Source organism: Haloarcula terrestris (assembly GCF_031624315.1).
Classification (GTDB): Archaea; Halobacteriota; Halobacteria; order Halobacteriales; family Haloarculaceae; genus Haloarcula; species Haloarcula terrestris.
In genome coordinates this window covers 173,925-198,886 of sequence record NZ_JAMQOM010000003.1, presented here as the reverse complement: position 1 = coordinate 198,886, position 24,962 = coordinate 173,925, and the positions used below count along the sequence as shown (strand labels likewise).

Here is a 24,962-nt window from a genome sequence, read left to right as displayed (position 1 = left end):
CTACAGTGAACAGTCCATCTGATCGCTGTCCTGCGGAATCGTCGTCTCGTCGGCGCTGATGCGGGCCAGCGGTTCGCCGGGCATGATAGCGGCCCCCCAGTTGTCGGCCCACTCGTCGGTCGTCGGAATCGGGTTCGCGACGGTCATCGCCGACCGCGCCTGGTTGTTGTACTCCTGGAAGGTGTAGCCGTTCTCGCCTTTCGGCGTGTCGGTGACGGTCATCCCCTTCAGCGCGTCGGCGATGTCGGCCCCCTCGGTCGACCCGCTCTCCTGGATGGCCTGGTGAATGGCTGACGCGCCCGTGAACGTCCCTGCGGTGAACAGGTCGGGAACGACGCCGTAGGCATTGGTGTAGCTCTCGACGAAGGCGTCGTTGATCGGGTTGTCGTACTGGTTCCAGTGGTAGCGGGTCGTGAACGGTCCCAGTCGGGAGTTCCTGATTTTCTCCTCGGTCAGTGGTTCGCCGAGCACGCTCTGCATCGTCCCGCCGACGACGTTGTTGGTGATCCGGGTGGCAAAGCCACCGAACACCCGATAGGAGTAGTCGCCCGAGAGGAAGGCGTTGAACATGGCCGGGAGCGTCGCGACTGTGAAGCCGCCGACGACGCCTTCGGCCCCGGCTTCCTCGGCGTTGTCCAGCAGGCCGTCCCACTCGGCGTACCCCTGTTCGACGAAGCGCTCCCCGACGATGTCGACGCCCTCCGCTTCCAGCACGGCCCGGTAGTTGTTGACGACAGCCCGGCCGAAACTGTAGTCCGCGCCGAAGAGGTAGACGCTCGACACGTCCGTCTCCCTGGCGACGTACTTCCCGCCCGACCGGGCGTCCATCGCCGTGTTCTCGCTGGCCCGGTAGACGAGGTCACTACACGTGTCGGAGTTGGACGTGATGTCCGCCGACGCCGCCGGGCCGAGCATGATTGGGACCTGTGCCTGATTGACGACCGTCGTGACGACCCGGCTGGCGACCGCCGAGGACGCACAGCCGGCGAGCATGTCCACGTCCTCGTTCTCGACGAGGTTCGTCGCCGCAGTCTGGGCGGTGTCCGCCGAAAACTCCGTGTCGCGTACCAGCAGCCGGTACTCGGTGTCGCCGGCGGTAATCGTAATCTCGCCGCTGCCGGGGTCGGTCGGCGGGTCCGTTTCGCCCTTGTAGGCCAGCCCGGAGAGGAACCCCCACAGCGCCTGGTCACCGTAGTACTTCAGGTCGCCGGCGCGGGGCTGGAGGACGCCGATGGTGACCGTCTGTGTCGAGTCCCCGCCCGTCGATCCGCCGTTCGTTCCACTGTCCGTCGTACCGCCGTCCGAATCGTCCTGTTCAGTCATGGATGAGTCGTCTCCGACACAGCCGCTGAGCCCGACAACACCGGCACCGAGCGCGCCGAGAACGCGCCTCCGTGTAGCCGTATTCTGCATAACAGATAATCGTAGACTCGCCACCCACATAGTGCGTCGAGTTAACATGTTAACGCGGGCGAAGATTGAGTTTCGGAACGCAGGACTCGTTCACAGAACCGTCTGCTAAAACGGCTATGCGTACTGAAGAGAAAACTATCAGCTATAGTTACACAAAGAACTCAACTGGCCGTGCGCTGTGAGTGAAATAAATCCCGGAGTAGGAGGAAGCCGCCGACTACAGATAATAAACCACCGAGTAACAGTACTAACGACTGGGTGGGTACTGTAGAAATCGACCCTGCAACAGACGGGTTCAGGGCTATCAGTAAACTCCCACAGGCAATCATTCCGAGGGCGCTGTTGTTCATCTATTGAATAAACAGCCGATAGGTATGTGTGTTTTTGGACAGTAGTTATATCACCAATACCGATTGGCTCCAGTCAGTCTGATCTTGCTGTATATCAGTTGGCACTTTGGCCGGAGAACAACCAGGCCGAAAGCCACGCAGAATCAGTCCTCGATGTCGTCCAGCGCGTCAACGACGCGCTCTATCAGCTTCCGCTCGCCTCGCCGGAGGTTCTTCGAGACGGCGGGCTTGGACACGCCGAAGTCCTCGGCCAGCGACCCCAGCGTCGCGTCCCGTGGGGACTCGAAGTAGCCCTCGGAGACGGCGGTTTCCAGCGTCTCGCGTTCCGTATCAGAGAGGTCCCGACAGCCGTCGACGAGGGTCATCGCCGCGCCGGCATTCTTCACGAGGTCCTGCAGTTGCGGGAGCGTCGTCGACGTGCGCTCGATCACGTCGTACTCGTTGTCCCGGTCCAGTTCCGAGAGGGTCGTGTCGGCGTCCCGGCCGCGGTCGAAGCCGACGTGCCAGGTCTCGCTGCCAGCCTCGATGTGGAACGGCCCGGTGATGTAGCCGCCGTTGTCCCTGATGGTCTGCATCGCCGCGGTTTCCTCGATGGTCGTGCGGATGTGGGCAGCGTTGCCTTCACGGCGCAACAGCGCACAGTCGTGCATGTTCCCGTGGGCCTGCAGACTGTCAAGCCCCGTATCGAGCACCCCCGCGTCCTCGGCTTCGACGACCATCCGCGTCTCTAGCTCCCGCGCACGCTGGTCGAAGTCCCAGTGTACGGCCGCAAAGGCGACATCGTGGTCTGCCGTGGTGTCGATGAAGGGACAGTCGTACTGCTCCATGTCCAGGGCGATATCTATCATTGGCAGTCCACTGTATTGTACGCCGTTCGTGTGATACGGTAAAGAACCCCACGGTTAATAATAGATATCCCGCACCGGCCCAGTTCTTCACGAACGTCTATCCCCGATACACCGTTTCAATAGTGTTTTAGGTCTCGGTTTTGGAGGAATTGGTATGACTTTGCACGCCAGAGAGATTAACCAGGACGTACGGGAGTTGGGTGAGCTCCTGGGCGAGGTTCTGGAAGCACAGACCTCAACCGAGGCGTTCGAAACGGTGGAGACGATCCGAACGTCGTGTATCGACTACCGCCGCGGGGACGCCGAGACGCGGGACGAAGTCCACCGGGCGCTGAACCGACTGAACCCGGAGACACAGGATATCGTCGCCCGCGCGTTCACGACGTATTTCGAACTTATCAATCTCGCCGAGGAACGCGAACGAGTCCGGGAGATCCGCGAGGGGAGCCAGGAGGGCGTCCTGGCCGATAGCGTCGAGGAGGCCGTTCGGGACCTCGCCGACCGCGGGGCGGACGCAGAAGAGGTCCAGCAGGTGCTCGAAGACGTGCTCATTCAGCCGACGTTCACGGCCCACCCCACCGAAGCCCGGCGGAAGACGGTGAAGGCGAAGCTCCGGTCGGTCGCCCGAGACATCGAAAAGCTCGACGAGCGGCGGCTCACCGACCGCGAACAGAAGCGCATCGAGCGCGACCTCGACGCCGAGGTGACGAGCCTCTGGCAGACCCCGCAGGTCCGGGACCGTCGGCCGGAGGTCACCGACGAGGCGCTGAACGTCCAGTGGTACCTGGAGAACGTCCTGTTCGATGTCATCGACGAGGTGTACGACGAACTCGAACACACCCTCGAAGACGAGTACGGCGAGGATATCGATGTCGACACCCTCTACGAGTTCCGTTCGTGGGCCGGATCCGACCGTGACGGCAATCCCTTCGTCACCACCGACGTGACCGAGGAAACCCTGGAGCGACAGCGCGACACCGTTCTCCCGCTGTACCGCAACAAGCTCAAGGAACTCTCCGGCGTCCTGAGCCAGGATGCCTCGAACATCGCGACCGACGCGCTGTTCAACGAACGGCTGGACCGGCACAAGTCACGGCTCCCCGGTGTCGCCTCGGAGGCCGAGGAACGCTACCCGGACGAGCCCTATCGCCAGAAGCTCCGGCTGATGCGCGAGTCCGTCATCCGAGTCAGCGACGTTCGCCAGGGCGGCTACGAGAACGAGGAAGAACTGCTGACCGACCTCGAAGTCATCGCCGACAGCCTCCGGGAGAACGACGCCGAGGTCATCGCCGAGGCCCACGTCGACCCGCTCATCCGCAAGGTCGAGACGTTCGGCTTCACCCTCGCCAGCCTTGACCTGCGCGACCACCGGAAGATGCACACCGACGCCATCGACGAGGCCGTCGACCGGCAGGGCATCGACTACGCGGCGATGGACGAGGACGAGCGCGTCGAGTTCCTGACCGAGGCTATCCTCCAGGACAACCGCGTCATCGACATGGAGGACACCGAAGGCCTCTCGGATGACTCGACCCGCGTCCTCGACCGCTTCCGTGCGGCCGCCGACTGGCAAAACGAGTTCGGCATCGACGCCATCGACACCTACGCTATCTCCTGGTGTGAGGAGCCCAGCCACGCGCTTGAGGTCCTGTTCCTGGCCGACCAGGTCGACATCGTCGACCTGCCCGGCTACTGTGGGTTCGACGTAGTCCCGCTGCTGGAATCGGAGTACGCGCTCTCCGGTGCCCGCCGCATCATGGGCACGCTGTTCGAGAACGAAGCGTACTCCCAGGCGCTGGAGGCCCGGGACAACATCCAGGAGATCATGCTGGGGTACTCCGACTCGAACAAAGAAAACGGCTTCCTCGCCGCCAACTGGTCGCTGTACAACAACCAGAAGCGACTGGCGGACATCACCGACGACTACGACGTGGAGATGCGCCTGTTCCACGGTCGCGGTGGCTCCATCTCCCGCGGCGGCGGCCCGATGAACGACGCCATGCTGGCCCTGCCAAACGAGACGGTGACCGGCCAGATCAAGTTCACCGAACAGGGCGAGGCCATCGCCGAGAAGTACGCCAACCACGACATCGCCGAGCGGAACCTCGAACAGATGCTCAACGCCCAGATCAGGGCGCGCAAAAACGCTATCGAGGAACCCGTCGAGGAGATCCCCGACGAGTGGGAAGAGGCGATGGAGACAGCTGCCGACGCCGCCCGCACCGAGTACCAGGACCTGCTCGAAACCGACGGCTTCGTCGCGTTCTTCGACCAGGCGACGCCGATCACCGTCATCGAGAACCTCAATATGGGTTCGCGACCGGCCTCCCGGAGCGAGGACCGTAGCGTCGAGGACCTTCGGGCGATCCCGTGGGTGTTCTCCTGGACGCAGGCCCGCTGTATCATCCCTGGCTGGTACTCCATTTCCACCGGGTTGGACGCCTACCTCGAAAACGGCGGCGACATGGAGACCCTCAAGGAGATGTACGAGAACTGGCCGTTCTTCCGGACGAAACTCGACAACGCGTCGCTGGCGCTGGCCCGTACCGACCTCGAAATCGCCGAGGAGTACGCCGACCTCGCCGACCCCGAACTCCGCGAGCGCATCTTCCCGCGCATCGTCGAGGAGTACGAGGAGACCGTCGAGAAGGTCCTCGAAATCACCGGCAAAGACGGGCTGCTCTCACGGGAATGGCTTCAACAGAACCTCGAACGCCGCAACCCGTACGTCGACCCGCTGAACCTGTTGCAGGTCCGCCTGCTCAAGCAGTCCCACCGGACCGAAACCGAGCGCCGGACCCTGCGACTGACCGTGCAAGGGATCGCAGCCGGGATGAAAAACACCGGATAAGGTCGTGTGAGCGAATTACAACGGGAATAGGACCTATCGAAGGATTTACGCGTCTTCCCGCGGAGTAGCCGACATGGCACTCGAAACTGTTCTTCTCGCAGTTGGGCCGAACGACGCCGACCGAATCGACGAGCTCGCAGACGCCGTCCTCGACATCGCGGGGCCGGCCGGCGCGACGGTCGTCGTCGCGCACGTATTCACCGACGACCAGTACGACGGCGTCGTCGACCGACTCGAATTCGAATCGACGGGCGAAGCAAACCCCGACGAGGTCGCGGACCGCCACACGACCGTCCGGGAACTCATCTCGCGGTTCAACGACGCCGGGCTGACGACGAAAGTCCGCGGTGCCGTCGGCAACCACGGCGAGCAGATCGTCGATCTCGCCGAGACTACCGCGGCCGACCTCATCGTTGTCGGTGGCCGCAAGCGCTCGCCGACCGGCAAGGCCGTCTTCGGCTCCACCGCACAGGAAGTCATGCTGAACGCGCCGTGTCCGGTCACGTTCGTCCGCGGCGAGGAGTAAGACCCCGACGCAGCAGTTTTCGCGCCGTTACTCGACCAGCGCGGCTTCAAGCAATTCGAGCGGATGCCGGATCTCGTAGCCGCTGCCGTGTTCCATCTGCATCGCACAGGTCGGGCACTCGGTCATCCCGGTCTCGCCGTCGGCGTGGTCCATGTGCTCGAACATTTCCTCGCCGATCTCCATGGACTTTTCATATTTCTCCTCTTTCCAGCCGTAGGTGCCGGAGATGCCGGAACAGGAATCGCCCACGTCCTCGATTTCAGCGCCGTCGAGGTCGCGGAACAGTTCGACAGCCTGGCGGTCCAGCCCCTGGTTCCGTGAGTGACACGGGGCGTGGTAGGCGAACTCCTCAGCGAGGTCGCCGTCCACATCGGCCGCCTGCACCTCGCCTTTGAGGTCCTCATGGATGCGGAGGTACTCGATGGCCTCGAAGGTGTTTTCGGCCACTTTGTCGATACCGTCGATGTCGAACAGTTCGGGGTACTCCTGACGGAGCGCCATCGAACAGGAGGTACAGGAGGCGATAGCGTGGTAGCCCTCGTCGACGAGTTCGGACATCGAGGAGACGTTCGTCTCGGCGTGGCGACGGGCGTCGTCGAGCATGCCGTTTGCGAACATCGGGGTCCCCGAGCACTTCTGCTCGGGTGCGACGACTTCGTAGCCAAAGTCCTCGAACACCCGGACCATCGCCTTGCCGACCTCTGGCGTGTTGTAGTTGGAGTAACAGCCGTGGAAGTACGCCACCTTCTTGTCGGCGTCCTCGGGGAGCCCGCGGCGTTTTCGGGCGGCTCTGGCGTTCTCCCGCGACTGGACCTGCCCGCCGCGGTCGGCCCACCACTCGCGGAAGGTTTGATTTGCGAATTCGGGGAAGTCGCGTTCGCTTGTGACCCCGAGCGTCTTCTCCATGACCCAGCGGGCCGGCCCGAAGTTCATCGCGAAGTTCGCGATACGCGGGACCTTGCTGGCGAAGAACGCCGAGGTCCGATAGTTCGCGAGGATGCGGTTGCGGATGTACTCGACGGAGAGCTTGTCCATCTGCTCGCTGACGTACTCCCCGCGGGCGGTGTTGTGCATCTGGCTGAGCGGGACGCCCGACGGGCAGGCGTTGTCACAGCGCATGCAGTTCGAGCAGTCCATCACCGAGTCGTCTATCTCGTGGTCGTCGTCGGACTGCTTGAGCCGCCACTGTTCTGGCCCCTGGAACTTCGGGCCGGGGAAGTCGTCGTCGACCTCCGCGACGGGGCAGTTCGTGTCGCAGGTCGAGCATTTGTAACAGGAGTCCGCGCCGGGTCGGAGGTCAAAGTCGTCGCTGTCGGGGAAGACATCGACGGGTTCGAACTCCTCGCCTGTGTTCGGTGCAACCGGGTCAAACTCTGATTCTGGTGGGGTTTCAGCGTCACTCATCGTGCCTCCTGTGCGGCGCGCTGGCCCGCCGCGTAGCCTGTCGCAATCGAGACGCCGCTACCGGATTTCTCGGCGGCGAAGTCGTAGCCGCCAAGCACCGAGCCGGCGGCCCGCAGGTTCTCGAACTCGCTCTGCTCGCTCGCATCGAGAGGCCGCAGGTCGTCGTCTGTCGCCACGCCGTAGCGGGCGAACTCGTGATCGCCGAACAGCTCGCCCTCGAACCAGTCGTAGCGGTCGGCGGCGTGGGGGACGTGACAGTCGAAGACGGGCTCATACACGCCCTCGCGGTCGGACTCGACGCCCTTGCCGACGAAGCCGCCGGTCGCGAGGACGTACTGGTCGGCGCTGTTTGGTATCTTCGCGCCATTCTTCTCGATGAACACCCGTTCGATCCGGTCCTCGCCCTCGAAATCGACGACGGGGTTGCCGGTCTCGATGCTCACGCCGGCCTCGTCAAGCGCCGCAAACAGCGCGTCCTCGAGTCGGAGGCCGGGAAGCGACGGCGGCCCCATCGGCACCTCGAACACGTCGACGCCGAGGTGATCGCCCAGCGCATCCCGGATAGCTGCCGGGCTGTCATCGCCGAGAATCGCTGGGAAGCCGACTCGCTCCTCGCCCTCCAGCAGCGGGTTCACGCGCTGGGCGAGCGCCTCGCGGGCCGGAACCATTCGCCCGCGGACCGCCACCTCGCTGTTAGTATCGAGCAGTTTGGCGTATCGCGTCACTTTCGCGTCGGCTCGCAGGTCGCCCGGGAACCGGATCGTCTCGCCGCGCACGTCGAAGGGGACCCCGGTCGCATCGAGATGGGCGGCGACGTGGGGCGCGTCGAAGTCGACCATCTCCTCGATGCCGACCAGCAGCGTGTCCCGGGTATCGCTGGCGAGGCCGGCGCTGGCCCCGGCCGGATAGCGGGCGGTCGGTTTGATGCTCCCACCGTGGGTCGGCAGGAGCGCGTTCGTGTCCGTGTGTTCGCCCTCGTAGGTCGGGACGGCGTCGTCGAACAGCGCCATCGCGTCTCGAACCGTCCCGACGCCCACTTTTCGGTACGGATGCTCCGCCGGCAAGGACGGAATGGCCTCGTAGGGGTCGGTCAGCGGCCCGTCACCGTCGGGCGTGTAGCCGAGCACGTCGACCAGGCCCGACGCCTGCCGGAGCGTGCTCTGCTTGTACGACACCAGGCGCACGTCGGCCCCGTCACGAGCCGCCGCCAGCGCGCTGGTCAGCCCGCCGAGGCCACCACCGATGACAAGCACCTCCGACTCAATAGCCATCCGTCCCTCCGTCGGCAGCCACGTCCGCGCTGTCGACGCTGCCGCCCGTCTGTCCGCGGCCCAAGTCGAACGCCGAGAAATCGACCGAGTCGCCGTCCGCCGGGTCCTGGTCGCGGTTCTGCGTGGTGGCGTGTAGCGCGTAGTTCAGTGCGGCCTGGGAGAGCTGTTCGCCCCAGAGAGCGTGTCGCTGCCCCTTCCAGCGCTCCTGGAGCAGTTCGTCCCAAGCCTCGCGGACGACCGGCTCGTCGTACTCCGAGTGGAGTTCGCTCGCCATCCGATGACAACAGAAGCCGCCCTGGCAGTTCCCCATCGACGCGCGAGTGCGGATGCGGACGGCGTTGAGATCCGAGCCGGATCCCTCGATGGCGTCGTGAATCTCGGCCCGGGTGACGCCTTCGCACTCACAGACCGTCGGGTTCGGGCCGTCGGTCGTGAGCACCTCGTCAGCCCGGGAGCCGAGCCGCTCGACGCTCCGGCGGCCGATTGGCGAACGAAGCCCGAACTCGTCCATGTAGTCCCGCAGCACGGAGAAATCCTCGCTGCCGGGGAGGGGCACGTCGGCGGTCCGGCAGTCGGCGTCGATGCCGAACTTCCCGCAGACGTGGTCGGAAATCTGTTCGCCCATCATCCGGTAGGTGGTGAACTTCCCGCCGACGATGCTTGTCATGCCGGGCAAGTCGTCGCGCTCGTCGTGGTCAAGCAGGAAGAAATCTCTCGTGATGTCCGTCGGGTCGGTGCTGCCCACGTCCGGCGGTTCGTACAGCGGCCGGACGCCCCAGAACGAGCGGATGGTGCGGGCGTCTTCGAGCATCGGAATCAGCTCGGAGAGGGTGTCGATCATCATGTCGACCTCCCACCCCTCCTCGGGGTAGTCCTCGGGGTCCTCGACTTCCTCGTCGGTCGTGCCCAGAATCGCGGTCGTCTCGTGGGGCACGACGATGTCGGCGTCGCCCTTGGGCCGACAGCGGTTGATGACGGTGTCGACCTGGCGGATGTTCATGATCGTCATGACGCCCTTGGAAGGGCGGACTTCGATGTCCAGCCCGGCCATGTCGCCGATACGACCGGCCCAGGCTCCCGTCGCGTTCACGACGTAATCGGCGCGGATCTGCTCGGTCCCACCTTCCGTGCCGTGGACGCGTTTCCCGGGACCGGAGTCGTGCTCGACTTCGATACCGACGACCTCGCCGCTCTCGACGAGGAGGTCGGTCACTTTGGAATGTGTCTCGATGCGCGCGCCGTGTTCCTGTGCGCTCGCGGCGTTGGCGACCACCAGCCGGAACGGATCGATCGCCCCGTCGGGGACGCTGATGGCCTTGTCGATGTCTTTCGCCAGGTGTGGCTCCATGGCGCGGGCTTCCTCGCCCGAGACGACTTCGGCGGGGATGCCACATTCCTCACAGCCGCTGAGTTTCTGCTGGAAGTACTCCTCTGAGTCCTCCGGGCGCTTGACGAACAGGCCGCCGGTCATCTCCACGCAGTGGCTGGCGATGTCCCGGAGGACGCGGTTCTCCTCGATACATTCGGTCGCACTGGCCTGGTCCGAAACGGCGTACCGCCCGCCGCTGTGGAGTAGCCCGTGCATCCGACCGGTGGTCCCGTGGGTCAGGTTCCCCTGTTCTACGAGGGTCACGTCGAGTCCGCGCATCGCGAGGTCCCGCGCGATGCCCGCCCCGGTCGAACCGCCGCCGATGACGGCGATGTGTGGTGTCGGTCCCATCTATCTTTCCGTGGGTTTGGAGCGCATACACTTCACTTTACCGTTGACGCCATCTAGGTAGTAAATTTTCTAGGTAATCATGTAGAATATCGGTATTCGCTGTCGATACTTGTGAACATACAACACATTATTTTTGCCTGAATAGTCGAGTAGCCGCCCGACCAAACCGATCGCCATGTGGCAATTAGGGCCGCATTCTTTCGGTTTCACACGCTATGTGTATCGACATCCAGGGCGTTCCTGTTTTCACAAAATAATTACTACCGATACCGTCCTGGCAGTATTTATTATCTACTTTGATACTATCTGTGCCGAATGACCATGTCGATTACTCGGCTCCCGGGAGCGACAGTAGGTAGGTCCGTGCGCGTGCGCGACACTGCAATTCAGATTCTCGGCAGTCCACGTCGACGCACTGCTCAACCCGGCGACGAACGGCTACTGCGCTCCACTCCCTGCTGTTCGGACAACAGCTATGAAATTCGCCAGAACGTCTTTCTGGGTCAGAACTGTGGGTACCGAGGCCTGACACGACGCCATCGCCAAATTCCGTACCTAGCTCATCGAATCGGCCCAACAGCGATGATACCATCAGGAAACAGTGTTCCTGAGTCCACGAGAAAGCGACCAACAGCTCCAGTCGACAGAGATCGGAGCAAAATCCGCAGTCCCGGCCGGTGTCCGACCAACTTATGCGGTTGCGTGACACCACGTCGACACAGGGCGCACAGATCGGTCCGTTCGATACGGTTCGGACGGTCATCGAGGAAGCCGTCGACAGTATGGACGGGGTGGATTCGGTCCCCGACGTGCTCAAACGGTTCGATACCCAGGTCGGAAAACAGCCCTAACGGTGCGAATCTAGCCGGTAACGGCGTTCTTCCACTTCTTTACTATCTAAACATCACCATTAGTAATCTTTATAATGGTTCAATATGTTGTTTACTGCCAAGGTGGTAGCTTTCATAAATAAGCTACCCCCACCACGGAGAACACAACAATGGCAGACACATACGTTGGCGCAATCGACCAGGGAACGACCGGGACTCGCTTCATGGTATTCGACCACAGCGGCCAGGTCGTCGCAAACGCCTACGAGAAACACGAACAGATCTATCCGGAGCCCGGCTGGGTCGAACACGACCCCGTCGAAATCTGGGAGAACACGCAGGAAGTCGTTACGCAGGGGCTCGCCGACGCGGGCGTAGGTGCCGAACAGTTGGAGGCGCTTGGCATCACGAACCAGCGCGAGACGACGATCGTCTGGGACAAGGAGACGGGCAAGCCAGTCCACAACGCGCTGGTCTGGCAGGACCGTCGGACCACCGACCGCGTCGAGGAGATCCAGGAAGAGGACAAAGTCGAGTGGATCCGCGGCAAGACCGGACTCGAATGTGACGCCTACTTCTCGGCGACCAAGACCGAGTGGATCCTCGACAACGCTGAACCGCTCAAGATGCAAAGCTCGCGCGGTGCCGACCTCCGCGACCGGGCCGAGGACGGCGAACTCCTGATGGGTACCATCGACGCGTGGCTCATCTACAAGCTCACTGGCAACCACATCACGGACGTGTCGAACGCGTCGCGAACGATGCTGTACAACATCCACGACATGGAGTGGGACGACGAACTCCTCGACGAGTTCGGCGTGCCCAAGTCCATGGTGCCGGAGGTCCGCCCGTCCTCCGACGAGAGCCTGTACGGCCACACCGACGCCGACGGGTTCCTCGACGAGGAAGTCCCCGTTGCGGGCGCGCTGGGCGACCAGCAGGCCGCGCTGTTCGGCCAGACCTGTTTCGACGAAGGTGACGCCAAGAACACCTACGGGACCGGCTCCTTCTACCTGATGAACACGGGCAACGAAGCCGTCGAGTCCGATCACGGTCTCCTCACCACAATCGGCTTCCAGATGTCCGGCGAACCCGTCCAGTACGCGCTGGAGGGGTCGATCTTCATCACGGGCGCGGCTATCGAGTGGCTCGAAGACGTGGACCTCATCAACAATGCCGCACAGACGGCTGAACTCGCCCGCTCGGTGGAATCGACCGATGGCGTGTACATGGTCCCGGCCTTCACGGGCCTCGGTGCGCCCCACTGGGACGGCCGCGCACGCGGAACGATTGTTGGCATGACCCGCGGCACCCGAAAGGAACACATCGTGCGTGCCACGCTGGAGTCCATCGCGTACCAGACCCGCGACATCGCGGAAGCGATGGAAGCCGACTCCGGTGCCGAGACGACGACGCTCCGAGTCGACGGCGGCGCGGTCAAGAACAACTTCCTCTGTCAGCTCCAGTCGGACATCATCCAGACCGATATCGCCCGACCGGAGGTCGACGAGACGACTGCGCTCGGGTCGGCCTACGCGGCCGGCCTCGCCGTCGGCTACTGGGACACCGTCGACGAACTGCGTGACAACTGGCAGGTCGACAAGGAATTCTCGCCGGAGATGGACGCCGAGAAGGCCGACAAGATGTACGCCCGCTGGGACGACGCCGTCGACCGTTCCCGCGACTGGGCACAGGAGGACTAACGGATGGTAGAGAGCTTACTGCTTCAGATTCCGGTGTTCGATATGGGCGCCGCGGATCTCCTGCTGTTGATAATCGCCGCCTTCGCTGGCGGTGCGTTCGGCGCGGCACTCGGTGCGCTGCCGGCGTTCTGTTTCACCGGCTTCATGGTCATCGCCGGGCAGGCCGTGGCGATTCTCCGTGGCAGCCTCGTCGGTCAATTCGGCGAACTCGGGAGTGGAGCCCTCGCAACCGGCGTGACCGGCGCGGTCGCGTTCGGTCCCGTCTTCGGTCCGCACGTCTCCTTCGCCGGCGGTGCTGCGGCGGCCGCCTACGCCGCCAAGAGCGACGGCATGTACGAGCCGGACGACGGCGACTACCACCCCGCGAAGGACATCGCCTACGCGCTCGGGACGCGACCCGACATCCTCGCAGTCGGTGGCCTGTTCGGTATCTTCGGGATGGTCGTCCGCCAGGTCTCCGGGGGACTCGCGCTCCCGTGGGACCCGATCGCAATGGGCGTCGTCCTGTCGGCTGTCGCCCACCGTATCGCGTTCGGCTACCCGCTCATCGGTGCCGGCAGTCGGAACATCCTCGACATGTCGCCGTTCGAAAGCGGCGAGAAACGCATGGCTACAGACGGTGGCGAAGCCCAGACTGACGGCGGAACGGCGGAATCGTACCGCCTGGCCGTCGAACCGTGGCTCCCCCACCAGTACAAATGGGCCAACGTCGCGATGATCGGCCTCGTCACCGGCATCCTCGGCGGCTGGATAGCCATCCAGACCGGTAGCGCCTTCCTCGGCTTCGGCATCTCCGCCGCGAGCCTGACGTTCCTCAACCTCGGCGTCGAGAAGATTCCGGTGACCCACCACATGACCCTGCCCGCGAGCACGGCCGCGCTGGCCGTCTTCGGCGGGGCGCCCGAAACCGGCTCGATGGCAGCTGTCATCGCGATTCTCGTCGCAGGCGCGTTCGGCGTCTGGGGTGCGCTGGCCGGTGAAATCATCCAGCGTGTCTTCTACGCTCACTCGGACACTCACTTCGACCCGCCCGCGGCCGCTATCGTCGTCGCGACGCTGACTATCGCGATTCTGGCGATTGTCGGCGTCTTCGGCAGCTCCTCGTGGGTTCCGGTCCCGGTGTGAGAGCCACTCTAAAACGGTACCTCTATATTTCCGATTCCAAACGCTAATACATATCTCCCTGAACGATGGACATTGAAGCGAGAATCAAGCGTCGACAGCGCCGGAACGGTGAGCCACGGCTCATACAAGATTACGAAGCCATCTCACCGGTCGTCCACATCGAGGAACCGGCCGACCGCGGCCCGGTCCTCGAACGGCTGCTCGACCATCTCGACCCGGTGTTCGACGGCCAGCTGCCGCCGAACGCGTACGTGTACGGCCCACACGGGTCCGGGAAGTCCGCCGTTATCACGGCGCTTTTTGCCAATTTAGAACAGCTCCCGACAGCTCAACAGCCGATTATCCACACGACGACCCGCGCCCAGCCACCGACTTCGCCGTCGTTCGTCTACGTGAACGCCCGGGAGACTGCAAGCGAGTTCGCGTTTTACCACGCGGTTCTGGATTCGCTGGTCGAGGAGTCGGTGCCGGAACACGGGATCGGGACAGAGACGCTCAGGTCCCGCCTCCACGAACTGGTGCGAGAACAGCGCACCGGTATCGTCATCGCGGTTGACCACGTCGGCGAGCCGGAAAGCATCGACGCCTCGGCGCTTGTCGACTTGTTTGCCGGCCTGCCGAGCAACGTCAGCTGGCTCGCCATCGGCCGTGACGACCCGTCGGCAACGGAGCTGACGCGGTACACCGCCGAATCCATCGGTATCGACCGCTACCAGCGCCAGATGCTCGTCGACGTGTTGATGACCAGAACCTCGAACGGGCTGGCCCAGCAGGGCCTCGATCATGGCCTGGCGCGGCAAATCGCCGACTGGGCTGACGGCAACGCCCACGACGCTCTCGCGGCCCTATTCATCGCGGCGGAACTGGCAGAGGAGAACGGACAGGACCGCATCACGCAGGCGAACGTGGATGCGGCCATCGAGGAAGTACCCGTCCCCTGCGTGTCGCTTGGCATCGTCCTCTCCCTGCCGACGAACCGCCAGGCCGTCCTCAGGGAACTCATCGACCTGGAGGAGAGCGAGCGCTCGTCGGTGACGGCAACGACGGAGGCAATCGCCTCCGCCCAGTCGCTCGACCTGTCGGCCGGAACGGTCAAACGCTTCCTCTATGAGATGGCCGAGTCCGGCATCGTCGACCGCGTCGAGGCAACGACGACCAACGGCCAGGGCCGCCCGCCGAGCCGGGTCGAACCGCGGTTCCCGCCGACGGCGTTCCGCCGGCTGTACGACCTGCGACAGTAATCCCCGTTTTGCCGCTGTTCGTGACTTTTCAGACGCGCTGTGACGGGTCGCCCGTCCCGCCGGTCAGCGCCGACGCCAGTGCGCCACGAACCACTACGTCGTCGCCGAACTGCGTCAACTGGATGTCCGGGATGTTCGACATCACCATGTCGTCGAGCCGGTTCCGGATCGGCTCTAGCACCTTCTCGGGGTTGTGGAGCGCGACGGCACCGCCGACGTAGACTACGAGCGGCGCGTAGGCGTGGACGATGTTCGCCACGCCGATCGCGTTCCAGTGACAGATCTGATCGAGGACGTGGGACGCGAACTCGTCTTCGCCGGCGTACTCGAAGATGTCCGCCGCGGAAAATTCCTCTGTTTCGATGGGAAGCGCCGTCTCGACGGGGTCTTCCCGGTGCAGTTGCGTGGCGTACCGCGGGATGTTCTCGCCCGAACAGTACGCTTCCCAGTGGCCGTCGTGCCCACAGCCACAGGTCATGAATCCCTGCGGGTCAATCGTCAGGTGGCCGACTTCTCCGGCGTTGCCGTCCCAGCCAGAGAGGATGTTCCCGTCGACAGCGACCCCAGCACCGACCCCGGACGAAATAGTGAGATACACCATGTCGTCGGGGTTCCGGTCCGAGTAGAACCGCTCGCCGATGACACCGGCGTTGGCGTCGTTGTGCAGCGACACCTGCTCGCTGCCGATGAGGTTCTCGACCGGGCCGGTCAGCGGAATCCGGTCGATGGTGTCCGGGAGGTTCGCGGGGTTTTCGACGACGCCCTCGGCCAAATCCATCGGACCGAAGGACCCGATACCGGCGGCAAGCACGTCTGTCGGGGCGATGTCGGCAGCGTCACAGGCCTGTCGAATCGCATCGAGGACTGCTTCCGTGACCGCGATACCCGCCGGTCCCCGCGGCGTCTCAGTTTTGTGTGACGCGACTATTGAACCCGTCTCGTCACCGATAACAGCCCGAATATGTGTCGCTCCGAGGTCGACCCCTGCGTAAGCGCCCATGCTGGTCGAAGGGTTGCCCCACCGATACTTAACTACACAGATTCTACCGCGATCAGTAGTCCCGCTCCGCGCCGGAGATGTCCTCGCGTCCGACGGCCTCCTCGTAGACGACGCCGCGCTCCGAGTCCAGCGTGATGGTCGACCCGTCCGAGACACCGTCGGGCAGGTCCGCGTTCGAGATCATCGGGATCGAGAGTTCGCGGGCGATGATGGCCGCGTAGCTCGTGACACCCTCGTGAGCGTCGATGATGCCGCCGATGCGGCTGGTGTCACCGACGAACTCGCCGTCGAACCCTTCCGGCACCACCAGAATCGCCCCGTCGGGAACGTTCGAGAGGTCGCCCGGCGACTCCCGGGGCGGGGCCGTCGAGATCCGGTGGACCGGGCCGGTCACCAGCCCGTCGACGATGGACCGACCGCTCGCGACCGTTTCGGCCGCGACGTGGACTTTCAGCATGTTCGCCGTGTTCATCCCCTCCAGTTCAGTCATCATCCCGGAGAGGACGACGACCGTATCGCCGCCATCGGCGGCCTCGGTGTCAAGCGCCGCCTGGACCGCTGTTTGGATGACAGCATCGGCCCCTTCGGTGGTGTACTCGGTCGTCACCGGCGTGATCCCCCACGAGAGCGCGAGCTTCCGGCGGACGCGCTCGCTCGGCGTCGACGCGACGATCGGAATCGACGGACGGTACTTCGCTGCTTTCAGCGCGGTGTAGCCGGACTCGGACGCGGCGACGATCGCCGACGCGCCGATGTCGCGGGCGAGGAACCGCCCCGAGCGAGCGAGCGCGTCCGTTCGGGTGTCGCCGGCGTTTGGCACGCGCTGTTCGCGGGACTCGGCGTACTCCTCGCTGCCCTCGACATCGCGGATAATCCGGTCCATCGTCTCGACGACGCGGGTCGGGTGGTCACCGATAGCCGTTTCGCCCGAGAGCATGACTGCATCCGTTCCGTCGAGGACGGCGTTTGCCACGTCAGAGGCCTCCGCGCGGGTCGGTCGCCGGGAGTGGACCATCGAGTCTAGCATCTCGGTCGCCGTGATGACCGGGACGCCGGCCTCGTGACAGCGGCGAATGATGCGCTTCTGGATGATCGGCACGTCTTCCAGCGGGCACTCGACACCGAGGTCCCCGCGGGCGACCATCACGCCGTAGGCCTCGTCGATGATCGAATCGAGGTTCTCGACGGCCCCGGCCCGTTCGATCTTGGCGATGATCGGGATGTCGACCCCGCGCTCTTCGAGTGCCTGGTTGATTTCGTAGATGTCCTCGCCGTCACGGACGAACGATGCGGCCACGAAATCCGGTTCCTTCTCGGCGGCTACATCGAGTTCCTGCTTGTCGTTTTCCGTAATCGTCGGCAGATCGAGTTCGACGCCGGGGACGTTGACACCCTTGCGGGCGGCCAGTTTGCCGCCGTTCTCGACGGTCGCAAACACCGTCTCGCCCTTGACGCGCTCGACGGTCGTCTCGATGCGTCCGTCGTCGAGCAACACTCGGTCGCCTGGCTCGACCGCCGTGATCGACTGCGAGAGACCGACTTCCTCTGGGGTCGCGTCGTCGCCGACGACGTAGCGGATGGTGGACCCTTCCGTGAGCTGGATCGGTGCATCGATTTCCGCGGTCCGGACCTCCGGTCCCGGCATGTCGAGCATGGCTGCGACCGGCTCCTCGACCGCCTCGTCGACCTCGCGGATACGGTCGATCATCTCGCGGCGATGCTCCGGCGAGCCGTGGCTGGCGTTCAGTCTGGCGACGGACATGCCGGCTTTCGCAAGCGACGCGATATCGTCGACCGAGTCCGACGCGGGACCGAGGGTACAGACGATCTTTGCGCTACGCATTATGACCTCCGTCACCGGGGGTCCACAGTTTACAGCGTTCATAGTTAATCATATCCTGCTGTTCCCCGCGAAGGGATAAGAAGCTTGCTGGACGCCGTAGCTACCGCGAAATCGCTTCCGTATCGCCGCTGAGAATCGAACGGATTTCGTCGGGCGAGACGACGGCAATATCGCCCGGGATGGACCGCTTGAGTGCGGCCGTCGCGGCACCCCAGGCCAGCCCCTCGGCGACACTGCCCCCGGAGAGGTACTGTGAGAGGAAGCCGCCGACGAACGAGTCACCGGTTCCGACCGGATGGGCGTCCGTCGCCTCGAAGGTCGGCTGCTCGACGACGGTACCGTCGGCAAGCGCGAGTGCGCCCTCGCTGCCCCGGGTTATCACCGTCACCTCGAAGCCGTACTCGTCGGCGAGGTCCCGAGCAACCGCTTCCGCGTCACCGTCCCGGTCCAGTACGACGTTGGCGTCGCGCTCGGCGACCACGAGCACGTCGACGGCCGGGAACAGGTCGGTCAGAACGGACCGGGCTTCCGATGGCGTCCAGAGCTTCGAGCGGTAGTTCAGGTCGAGGCTCGTCGTCGTCCCCGCATCCTGTGCGAGCGAGAGGAGGTCGGCAGTCGTCGATTCGAGCGTTTCCGAGAGTGCCGGTGTGATTCCCGAGGTGTGGAATCCGGTGGCGGCCGCGATGGTATCCGTCGGCAGTTCTTCAGGCGTGGCCGTCGTGACGCTGGCGTTTCGCCGGTCGTAGATGACCTCGTTCCCACGGGGTTGACTGCCCTGTTCGAGGTAATAGGTCCCCTGCCGGGCGCTGTCGGCGTCGTCCCAGGCGATATCGACCGACACGCCGTGGTGTTTGAGTTCCCCGGTGACCCGGCGGCCGACCGGCGAATCTGGGAGCTTCGAGGCCCACATCGCATCGAGTCCGAGCCGCTGGGCGGCGACTGCGACGTTTGACTCCGCACCGGCCGCCCGGACGGTGTACTGGTCTGCAGTCTCCAGTCGTTCGTCGTCGGGCGGCGATAACCGCAACATCGTCTCGCCGAACGTAACTAACTCGGTCATATCCGACGTTCCTCACTGGGTGGGTATAAATCCCGGAGAACCAGTCGCCTGTACGAGATATTAATCCTCTCCTACAAGCTGGTAGGAAGACATTACGCCGCTTGAACCTGGACAACCGCCGTCAGAAGGGCCTCCAAAAGCTTATGTGCGATACTAATTTACACTCGCGGGTATGGATTCAGGGAGAGATGGTGGTGGGAGGTCCGTCTTTAGGCGGAACCTACTACGTTCAATCGGCGCGTCCGGGCTCGCCGGACTTGCGGGTTGTGGTGGCAGCGAGGGTGTAACAGATGGGGACGGGACGCCGACTCCCACCCCGGTCGGGAACTATCCGGTTTCCGGGGACTCGGTGACGTTTGGGTTCAACGTCGCGTCCTCCGGCACGTATTCGACGAGCGGGCAGCAGGAACTGCGAGGGTTCGAACTCGCAGTCAAACACATCAACAACGGCGGTGGGTGGGTAACGAACGACAGTTACGAGTCGCCCCTGGACGGTGATGGACTGCTCTCGAAAAACGTCGAGTACGCTGTCGAGGACACCGGCGGTAGTTCTGACACGGCCCGGACCAACGCACAGCGCCTCGTCGACAGTGAGGAGGCTATTATGCTTGCCGGCGGCACGTCCAGCGCTGCGGGAGTGGCCAATCAGGAGGTCGCCGCCCAGAACCAGGTCGTGTATATGGCGACAATGGCTCATGGGAACACGCTGACGGGTGCCGACTGTAACCGGTACTCCTTCCGCGAGCTGTTCAACAGCCACATGACGGCTGAGGCACTGGCGCCGGTCCTCCGTGAGGAGTACGGGGAGGACGTAAACTACGCCAAGTTCTTCGAGAGGAACGACTGGGGGAAGGCGCTGCAGGACGACATGGATAGGGTCCTCGGCGAACTCGGATGGTCGCCCGTCTGGGAACGGAGTTCGCAGGTCGGCACGACCGACTTCTCGCAGTACGCTTCGGAGATCGAGTCGGTCGACTTCGACGTGATCGTGCTCGGGCTTCGCGGCCTCAACGCGGTGAACGCGCTCAGAGCGTTCCGGGAGACGTTCCCCGACTCGGATATCGTCCTCCCCTTGGCCTCGCTGGAAGTCGCACAGACCGCAGGTGGCGCTATCGACGGCGTTATCGGCACCGTCGCCTGGACTCCGGCGATTACCTCGTCGCTGTCCGATGCCTTCCGGGAGACGTTCCGCGAGGAATACAGCAGTACCACGGGGTCCGCGAAATCGGCTGTCCCGTCGGGATCGGCCTATATCGCATACACGCAGACGCTCCAGTACGCCAGCGCAGTCGAGCGTGCGGGGACGTTCAACCCGATAGAAGTTATCGGGGAACTCGAAGGTCACGAGTACGACGCAGGGCTCGGTACGCAAACGCTTCGAGCCTGTGACCATCAGGCGACGCGACGAGTGCCAGTCGTGAGAGGGAAACCGGAGGTACAGCAGTCATACGGCACATACTACGGCTTAGTCGGGCAGCCAGCGAATGTACAGTACGCATGTGATAGCGGTCCAGCAGCCAGCTGCTCGCTTGGAGGGAACTAACTATGAGCGCAGACGACACACAGACACCAGATAGTGCAACGACTGATTCGAACGCTTCCGGTGGGATTCTGGCCACGGTGGTCCCGAATTTCATCCGGCGAAACTTCGCACTGAAGTTCGGTATCGTCCTCTTTATCATGGCGCTGTCGGTGGGGCTTGTCGGTCTCGGCGCGACAGAGCAAGTCCGGACCTACACGGAACAGCAGGTCCTGAGCGACTACGAAAACGCCGCGGCACAGGAAGCCGATATCCTGTCACAGTGGACCGACCGGAATCGGTTATCGACACAGTTTGTCTCTTCCGACGATATCTGGGCCAGTAGCAATACCGACGATATCGAGATCGAACTCAACAATCGGAAGGCCGCCTTATCTGCGGACGCCGCCGACATCCACCTGGTCGAACGCGGTGTCGGGCAGACACAGGTCGTTGCCAGCACATCCAACTCGCAGGTGTTGACCAACTCACAGCTGGAATCGACGAACAGGGCGTGGGTTGTCGATGCGAACTTCGAAGCGGCGAGTGATGTCGTCGTCTCAGACGTGTATCAGACGAACTCCGGCCCGGTCGTCGGCTTCGTCAGCCCCGTCGACGCCACACAGAACCGATATATCCTCATCGAGTACTCCCTCGATGAGATCGCGAACTCGCTGCAAGGAAACAACAGGGCCGAAGGTGGGTTCACGCAGGTCGTCAACGGATCGGCAGTCGTCATGGTCGATGAACCCAGAGACGGGAGCCGTGGCCTCGGCGAGAACATGCTACAGCCCTACAGTTCGAACACCCGGGCTACCGAACCGATCGACGCGGCAAACGACCTCCGCTCGTCGGACCAGCAGTCCGGTGTCACCCCGAACATGCCCGCGGGCGACGTGCTCAACGAACGGTACACCGTGGGTTATGCGCCGATCCAGGGGACCGACTGGGTCGTTCTCGTACACGCGCCTAACTCCGCCGTGTTCGGGTTTGTCCAGAACGTCCAGCAGTACGGACTCATCGGCACGGCACTGATGGTATTACTCATCGCCGGTGTCGGAGCCATACTCGGGTACAACACGGCGACATCGATCGACCGGCTGACCAGGAAAACGGACCAGATGCGACAGGGGAACCTCGATGTCGATATCGCCACCAGTCGTATCGACAACATCGGCCGGCTGTACAGCGGGTTCGCTGACATGCGCGACGCGCTCAAGGAGCAGATCAACGAGGCCGAACGCGCTCAGAAGGAGGCGGAGGTCTCCCGGGCCGAAGCGCTCGAAGTCAACAAGTACCTCCAGCAGAAGGCCGACGAGTTCTCCAACGTGATGGAGGAGACGGCGGCTGGAAACCTCACCGAACGGATGGCAACCGACGGCGAGAACGAGTCGATGGACCGCATCGCCAGCGAGTTCAACGGCATGGTCGACGAACTCGAAAAGACCGTTGGTCAGCTCAACAGTTTCGCCGACGAAGTCGCGGAGTCCGGAGAGGTTGTCCTGTCCAGCGCGGAATCTGTCCGTGATGCGTCCGAACAGGTCGCCGAATCCACGCAGAAAATTTCCGACGACGCGTATGACCAGAAAGACCGTCTCGCATCCATCTCGGAGGATCTCGACGCCCTCGTCGACACGCTCGAAGAGCTAGAAACGAACAATCCGGACATCGATCTGGGCGACTCACTCGAACGGTTCCGAACGGTAGCGACGACGCTTCAGTCAGCCGCTGAAACGAGCGACCAGATGATGGCCGAAACCCAGACCGTTGCTGGGGCGGCCGAAGAGCAGGCCGCGGAACTCAACGAAGTGTCCTCGCGTGCCGAACAGCTCAAACGCTACGCGAAGCCACTGGGTGACATCCTGAACCGGTTCGAGACCGAAGCCGAACACGAGTTCGTCTTCTCCGGCGGTCCATCCCAGAGCCTGGGCGAAGAGGAAGAAGAGGAGTAGTCAGTTTCTACTGTCACCGAAACCGGTTTTCGCGCTGGCGTCGTACTGTGTGCAATGAGCGACGACACAGGCGATATCTCACAGGCGGAACTCGCCGAGTACTGTCGAACCCAGGCTGCGATTCTTGCGGGCCATCTGGAACAGCGCAGCGAGGAACTTTCCGATTTGCTCGAAGCAATAGAACAGGACACTGCCGATGCTCGTGCAGCGCTGACCGGCGGCGACAACGAATCCCTCACTGAGAATCCGGAGGCAACTGTCGCGGACATCGAGGCCAAACAAGAGCGGGCCCAAGCCAAGCAAGCGGAGATCGACGAGTACCGAACGCTCACCGAGGGGTACACGGATCTCGCAGAACAACTCGCCGACGGCACCGGTGACCTCGAAACAGTGCTGGAGTTCGAGATGGACACTGACGCTCCGACGTATTTTGACACCGAGACGACGATTCTGGGAGTGGCGACCAGCGAGGATACCGACTGACGGGATGACCTACAGAAGGCATATGCCCCGCTAAAATATTACATTTCAGTAATGAATTCCCCGCTGTCCCGTCGACGGGTCCTCAAAGCCACTGGAGCGACGGTTACAGTACCCGTGAGCGGGTGTTCTTTCCAGACGGATGAAAGCCGTGAACCCGACAGTGAACCAGTGAGTCAACTCGGTGACGCACCGGCCGTCGCGATAACGGCTGAACCGACTCAGGACTACGAGTATCTCCGGGATGAGAACCGTGTCCGCATTCGGTATGCTTCCGGGAAAACACGCACGTATCCGTTCCCCGAGTGGGGGACGATGTGAGCCGCTCACCATGGGGCAGCTCATATCTCGTCGGTACTCGATGGCGAGTCGCTGCTCGTTGATGGCGTCTCCGTTGGATGGGGACGTGTTGTCCTTTCAGAGATCGACTGGACACCGACTGGGGACGAATTCGATCGGGATGCTGAGTTCGCTCCGATCGTGTCCCATGAATATCACTACGACCGCAACGGGAACCTGTTACAGAAACCTGGGGTCTCGTTCGATGCCGTCGCCGCAACGACACCGCGCCAAATCGAAGTGACCGTCCTGTTCTCCGAGAATGAATACACCGCGACACTACTGCTCTGTGAACGAACGGTGTTACAGAATTCGTAGCCTCCAGGTCGTGGCCCGTCAGATAGCGTTGAACAGTGGCACACCGCCATGCTGTGTCTGACTGTCTCCCGTCGCGCTTCGGAGGTAGTCACGCCCCAATTCGATATAGCACTATATGATTTATTAGTTCGACATGGACCGTCAGAAACTGATTCCACAGTGACACTATGGCGGATTTTTGGCTTCGCAGAATCGGTGAGAACTATCCAGTCCGCCGCGTACGTCCTCTTCGGCTTGCAATCTCGCTGCTCCGCGATTACGAATCAAACGTGTAATCGACGACGTATTTGACCAGATAGAACCCGCCGACAAGACCAACGACCATGACCATCAGTACAATCGCGATCATGAATAGGAGGACGAGTGCGTCGTTAGCCATCAGATCCCCCTTCCTGTCTGTTTGCATGACGTTGCGGTTGCATACTGGCCCATTTAGGCTGGAAACGCTAATGCAGTAGGGTTTCACCCTGTGTAGTGTGAACTCACTGCTCACCACAGGTGGGTTCCATATCTTGTCTACCGTTTCTTGAGCCAGCCATGCGACGGACAACACCGGAAGCCCGAACCACGGTACAGACTTGCTCTGTCTCCAGGACACCGGTACCCGCACCCCTGGTCTATACAACTGAACCGACCACCGATCCCTGTCGGTCGGAGAGAGCTGTTTTCACATATTTCAACGAGTTCTGCGGCTATGAGACTAGATACCCACTGTGAACATGAGTGCGGACCCAACTCTGCAGAGTAACCCCAAATGGGTTCTCAGAGCTACGGCGACTGGGTTGTTCCAATCACAAACTGTGGACTACACAGCCGGTTCACCGTGCAGCCGCAAGCCAGTATCGTAGCTACGTAGCGATCCGGTCATGGAATCGGGATAGTCTCAACTGTTCCCTCCCAGCAATACTCGTCGTGTTGGGTTTCTACAACTGATGGTCTCGAGTGGGTTCTGTTTCGGCGGATGGAGTGTTTGGAACGGGCACGGAAAGATCACGTTCGCTTTGAGTCAACCGAGTACCAAGTAGTGGTTTGTCAAGATAGAACGAGTGGACAGAGACCAGTGTGCTGGAGATGTATCTCAGCCAGTAATCGGTCAGTGTGCAGTATACAGTGAAGACACCGCGCCGAGTGATAGCTGCGAAGCCAGAACACGGGCAACGAACGGAGAT

General features: G+C 62.7%; 19 protein-coding genes. 10 read left to right on the top strand and 9 right to left on the bottom strand.

The features are described 5' to 3' along the window. Positions 1-1,413 (bottom strand): ABC transporter substrate-binding protein, encoded by a 1,413-nt coding sequence (locus NDI54_RS08050; RefSeq protein ID WP_310895942.1) that lies wholly within the window; start codon positions 1,411-1,413, stop codon positions 1-3. Between the two features lie 493 nt (positions 1,414-1,906). Beyond that, on the bottom strand, positions 1,907-2,611 hold the full coding sequence (locus NDI54_RS08045; protein ID WP_310895941.1) for a helix-turn-helix domain-containing protein: 705 nt from the start codon (positions 2,609-2,611) through the stop codon (positions 1,907-1,909). 154 nt (positions 2,612-2,765) lie between these two features. On the opposite strand from NDI54_RS08045, the gene ppc reads away from it, so the two are divergent. Both ppc and NDI54_RS08035 read left to right on the top strand, forming a co-directional pair. Next, a complete protein-coding gene (gene ppc / locus NDI54_RS08040) occupies positions 2,766-5,462 on the top strand; it encodes a phosphoenolpyruvate carboxylase (RefSeq protein WP_310895940.1) in 2,697 nt (898 codons plus the stop codon). A gap of 73 nt (positions 5,463-5,535) precedes the next feature. Further along, positions 5,536-5,988 (top strand): universal stress protein, encoded by a 453-nt coding sequence (locus NDI54_RS08035; RefSeq protein ID WP_310895939.1) that lies wholly within the window; start codon positions 5,536-5,538, stop codon positions 5,986-5,988. 27 nt (positions 5,989-6,015) lie between these two features. Here the strand turns inward: NDI54_RS08035 and NDI54_RS08030 are convergent, their stop codons facing one another. The 3 genes from NDI54_RS08030 to glpA are packed head-to-tail and all read right to left on the bottom strand — an operon-like array spanning position 6,016 to position 10,383. Next, positions 6,016-7,392, bottom strand: coding sequence for an anaerobic glycerol-3-phosphate dehydrogenase subunit C (locus tag NDI54_RS08030; RefSeq protein WP_310895938.1), 1,377 nt, complete (start codon positions 7,390-7,392; stop codon positions 6,016-6,018). Beyond that, the gene (gene glpB / locus NDI54_RS08025) at positions 7,389-8,663 is read right to left on the bottom strand and encodes a glycerol-3-phosphate dehydrogenase subunit GlpB (RefSeq protein WP_310895937.1); all 1,275 of its coding nucleotides are present in this window, start codon (positions 8,661-8,663) and stop codon (positions 7,389-7,391) included. Before glpB ends, NDI54_RS08030 begins: the two co-directional genes overlap by 4 nt. Further along, on the bottom strand, positions 8,653-10,383 hold the full coding sequence (glpA, locus tag NDI54_RS08020) for an anaerobic glycerol-3-phosphate dehydrogenase subunit GlpA (protein WP_310895936.1): 1,731 nt from the start codon (positions 10,381-10,383) through the stop codon (positions 8,653-8,655). Before glpA ends, glpB begins: the two co-directional genes overlap by 11 nt. A gap of 677 nt (positions 10,384-11,060) precedes the next feature. On the opposite strand from glpA, the gene NDI54_RS08015 reads away from it, so the two are divergent. The 4 genes from NDI54_RS08015 to NDI54_RS08000 all read left to right on the top strand — a co-directional run bounded on the left by NDI54_RS08015 (position 11,061) and on the right by NDI54_RS08000 (position 15,282). Further along, a complete protein-coding gene (locus NDI54_RS08015) occupies positions 11,061-11,234 on the top strand; it encodes a hypothetical protein (RefSeq protein WP_310895935.1) in 174 nt (57 codons plus the stop codon). 149 nt (positions 11,235-11,383) lie between these two features. Further along, positions 11,384-12,916, top strand: a complete 1,533-nt coding sequence (glpK, locus tag NDI54_RS08010) for a glycerol kinase GlpK (RefSeq protein WP_310895934.1) — start codon at positions 11,384-11,386, stop codon at positions 12,914-12,916. Between the two features lie 3 nt (positions 12,917-12,919). After that, entirely contained in the window at positions 12,920-14,041 is a 1,122-nt protein-coding gene (locus NDI54_RS08005; RefSeq protein ID WP_310895933.1) for a hypothetical protein, read from the top strand. 65 nt (positions 14,042-14,106) lie between these two features. Beyond that, on the top strand, positions 14,107-15,282 hold the full coding sequence (locus NDI54_RS08000) for a Cdc6/Cdc18 family protein (RefSeq protein ID WP_310895932.1): 1,176 nt from the start codon (positions 14,107-14,109) through the stop codon (positions 15,280-15,282). A gap of 28 nt (positions 15,283-15,310) precedes the next feature. On the opposite strand, the gene NDI54_RS07995 is transcribed toward NDI54_RS08000, so the two are convergent. The 3 genes from NDI54_RS07995 to kdgK1 form a co-directional block, all read right to left on the bottom strand. Further along, entirely contained in the window at positions 15,311-16,282 is a 972-nt protein-coding gene (locus NDI54_RS07995) for an ROK family protein (RefSeq protein ID WP_310895931.1), read from the bottom strand. 52 nt (positions 16,283-16,334) lie between these two features. After that, complete coding sequence (gene pyk / locus NDI54_RS07990) at positions 16,335-18,125, bottom strand: pyruvate kinase (protein WP_310895930.1); 1,791 nt, start codon at positions 18,123-18,125, stop codon at positions 16,335-16,337. A gap of 100 nt (positions 18,126-18,225) precedes the next feature. After that, positions 18,226-19,185, bottom strand: coding sequence for a bifunctional 2-dehydro-3-deoxygluconokinase/2-dehydro-3-deoxygalactonokinase (kdgK1, locus tag NDI54_RS07985; RefSeq protein WP_310895929.1), 960 nt, complete (start codon positions 19,183-19,185; stop codon positions 18,226-18,228). Positions 19,186-19,534: 349 nt separating this feature from the next. Here kdgK1 and NDI54_RS07980 point away from each other — a divergent pair, with 349 nt between their 5' ends. From NDI54_RS07980 to NDI54_RS07965, 4 genes are all read left to right on the top strand, one after another. Then, the gene (locus NDI54_RS07980; RefSeq protein WP_310896326.1) at positions 19,535-20,728 is read left to right on the top strand and encodes an ABC transporter substrate-binding protein; all 1,194 of its coding nucleotides are present in this window, start codon (positions 19,535-19,537) and stop codon (positions 20,726-20,728) included. A gap of 2 nt (positions 20,729-20,730) precedes the next feature. Then, positions 20,731-22,656 (top strand): HAMP domain-containing protein, encoded by a 1,926-nt coding sequence (locus NDI54_RS07975; protein ID WP_310895928.1) that lies wholly within the window; start codon positions 20,731-20,733, stop codon positions 22,654-22,656. Positions 22,657-22,710: 54 nt separating this feature from the next. Continuing rightward, positions 22,711-23,139, top strand: a complete 429-nt coding sequence (locus NDI54_RS07970; RefSeq protein ID WP_310895927.1) for a hypothetical protein — start codon at positions 22,711-22,713, stop codon at positions 23,137-23,139. Between the two features lie 168 nt (positions 23,140-23,307). Further along, positions 23,308-23,457: a hypothetical protein gene (locus NDI54_RS07965; protein WP_310895926.1), complete on the top strand. Its 150-nt coding sequence runs from the start codon at positions 23,308-23,310 to the stop codon at positions 23,455-23,457. Positions 23,458-24,049: 592 nt separating this feature from the next. Here the strand turns inward: NDI54_RS07965 and NDI54_RS07960 are convergent. Further along, positions 24,050-24,172, bottom strand: a complete 123-nt coding sequence (locus tag NDI54_RS07960) for a hypothetical protein (protein WP_310895925.1) — start codon at positions 24,170-24,172, stop codon at positions 24,050-24,052. Between the last annotated feature and the right edge of the window lie 790 nt (positions 24,173-24,962).

Bases quoted from the DNA above. Each gene is read 5' to 3' on its own strand.
- NDI54_RS08035 (WP_310895939.1), top strand. From the start codon at position 5,536: ATGGCACTCGAAACTGTTCTTCTCGCAGTTGGGCCGAACGACGCCGAC.
- kdgK1 (WP_310895929.1), bottom strand. From the start codon at position 19,185: ATGACCGAGTTAGTTACGTTCGGCGAGACGATGTTGCGGTTATCGCCG.
- NDI54_RS08005 (WP_310895933.1), top strand. From the start codon at position 12,920: ATGGTAGAGAGCTTACTGCTTCAGATTCCGGTGTTCGATATGGGCGCC.
- NDI54_RS08030 (WP_310895938.1), bottom strand. From the start codon at position 7,392: ATGAGTGACGCTGAAACCCCACCAGAATCAGAGTTTGACCCGGTTGCA.
- NDI54_RS08045 (WP_310895941.1), bottom strand. From the start codon at position 2,611: ATGATAGATATCGCCCTGGACATGGAGCAGTACGACTGTCCCTTCATC.
- NDI54_RS07970 (WP_310895927.1), top strand. From the start codon at position 22,711: ATGAGCGACGACACAGGCGATATCTCACAGGCGGAACTCGCCGAGTAC.
- pyk (WP_310895930.1), bottom strand. From the start codon at position 18,125: ATGCGTAGCGCAAAGATCGTCTGTACCCTCGGTCCCGCGTCGGACTCG.
- NDI54_RS07975 (WP_310895928.1), top strand. From the start codon at position 20,731: ATGAGCGCAGACGACACACAGACACCAGATAGTGCAACGACTGATTCG.
- glpK (WP_310895934.1), top strand. From the start codon at position 11,384: ATGGCAGACACATACGTTGGCGCAATCGACCAGGGAACGACCGGGACT.
- glpA (WP_310895936.1), bottom strand. From the start codon at position 10,383: ATGGGACCGACACCACACATCGCCGTCATCGGCGGCGGTTCGACCGGG.
- NDI54_RS08050 (WP_310895942.1), bottom strand. From the start codon at position 1,413: ATGCAGAATACGGCTACACGGAGGCGCGTTCTCGGCGCGCTCGGTGCC.
- glpB (WP_310895937.1), bottom strand. From the start codon at position 8,663: ATGGCTATTGAGTCGGAGGTGCTTGTCATCGGTGGTGGCCTCGGCGGG.
- ppc (WP_310895940.1), top strand. From the start codon at position 2,766: ATGACTTTGCACGCCAGAGAGATTAACCAGGACGTACGGGAGTTGGGT.
- NDI54_RS07960 (WP_310895925.1), bottom strand. From the start codon at position 24,172: ATGGCTAACGACGCACTCGTCCTCCTATTCATGATCGCGATTGTACTG.
- NDI54_RS08000 (WP_310895932.1), top strand. From the start codon at position 14,107: ATGGACATTGAAGCGAGAATCAAGCGTCGACAGCGCCGGAACGGTGAG.
- NDI54_RS07995 (WP_310895931.1), bottom strand. From the start codon at position 16,282: ATGGGCGCTTACGCAGGGGTCGACCTCGGAGCGACACATATTCGGGCT.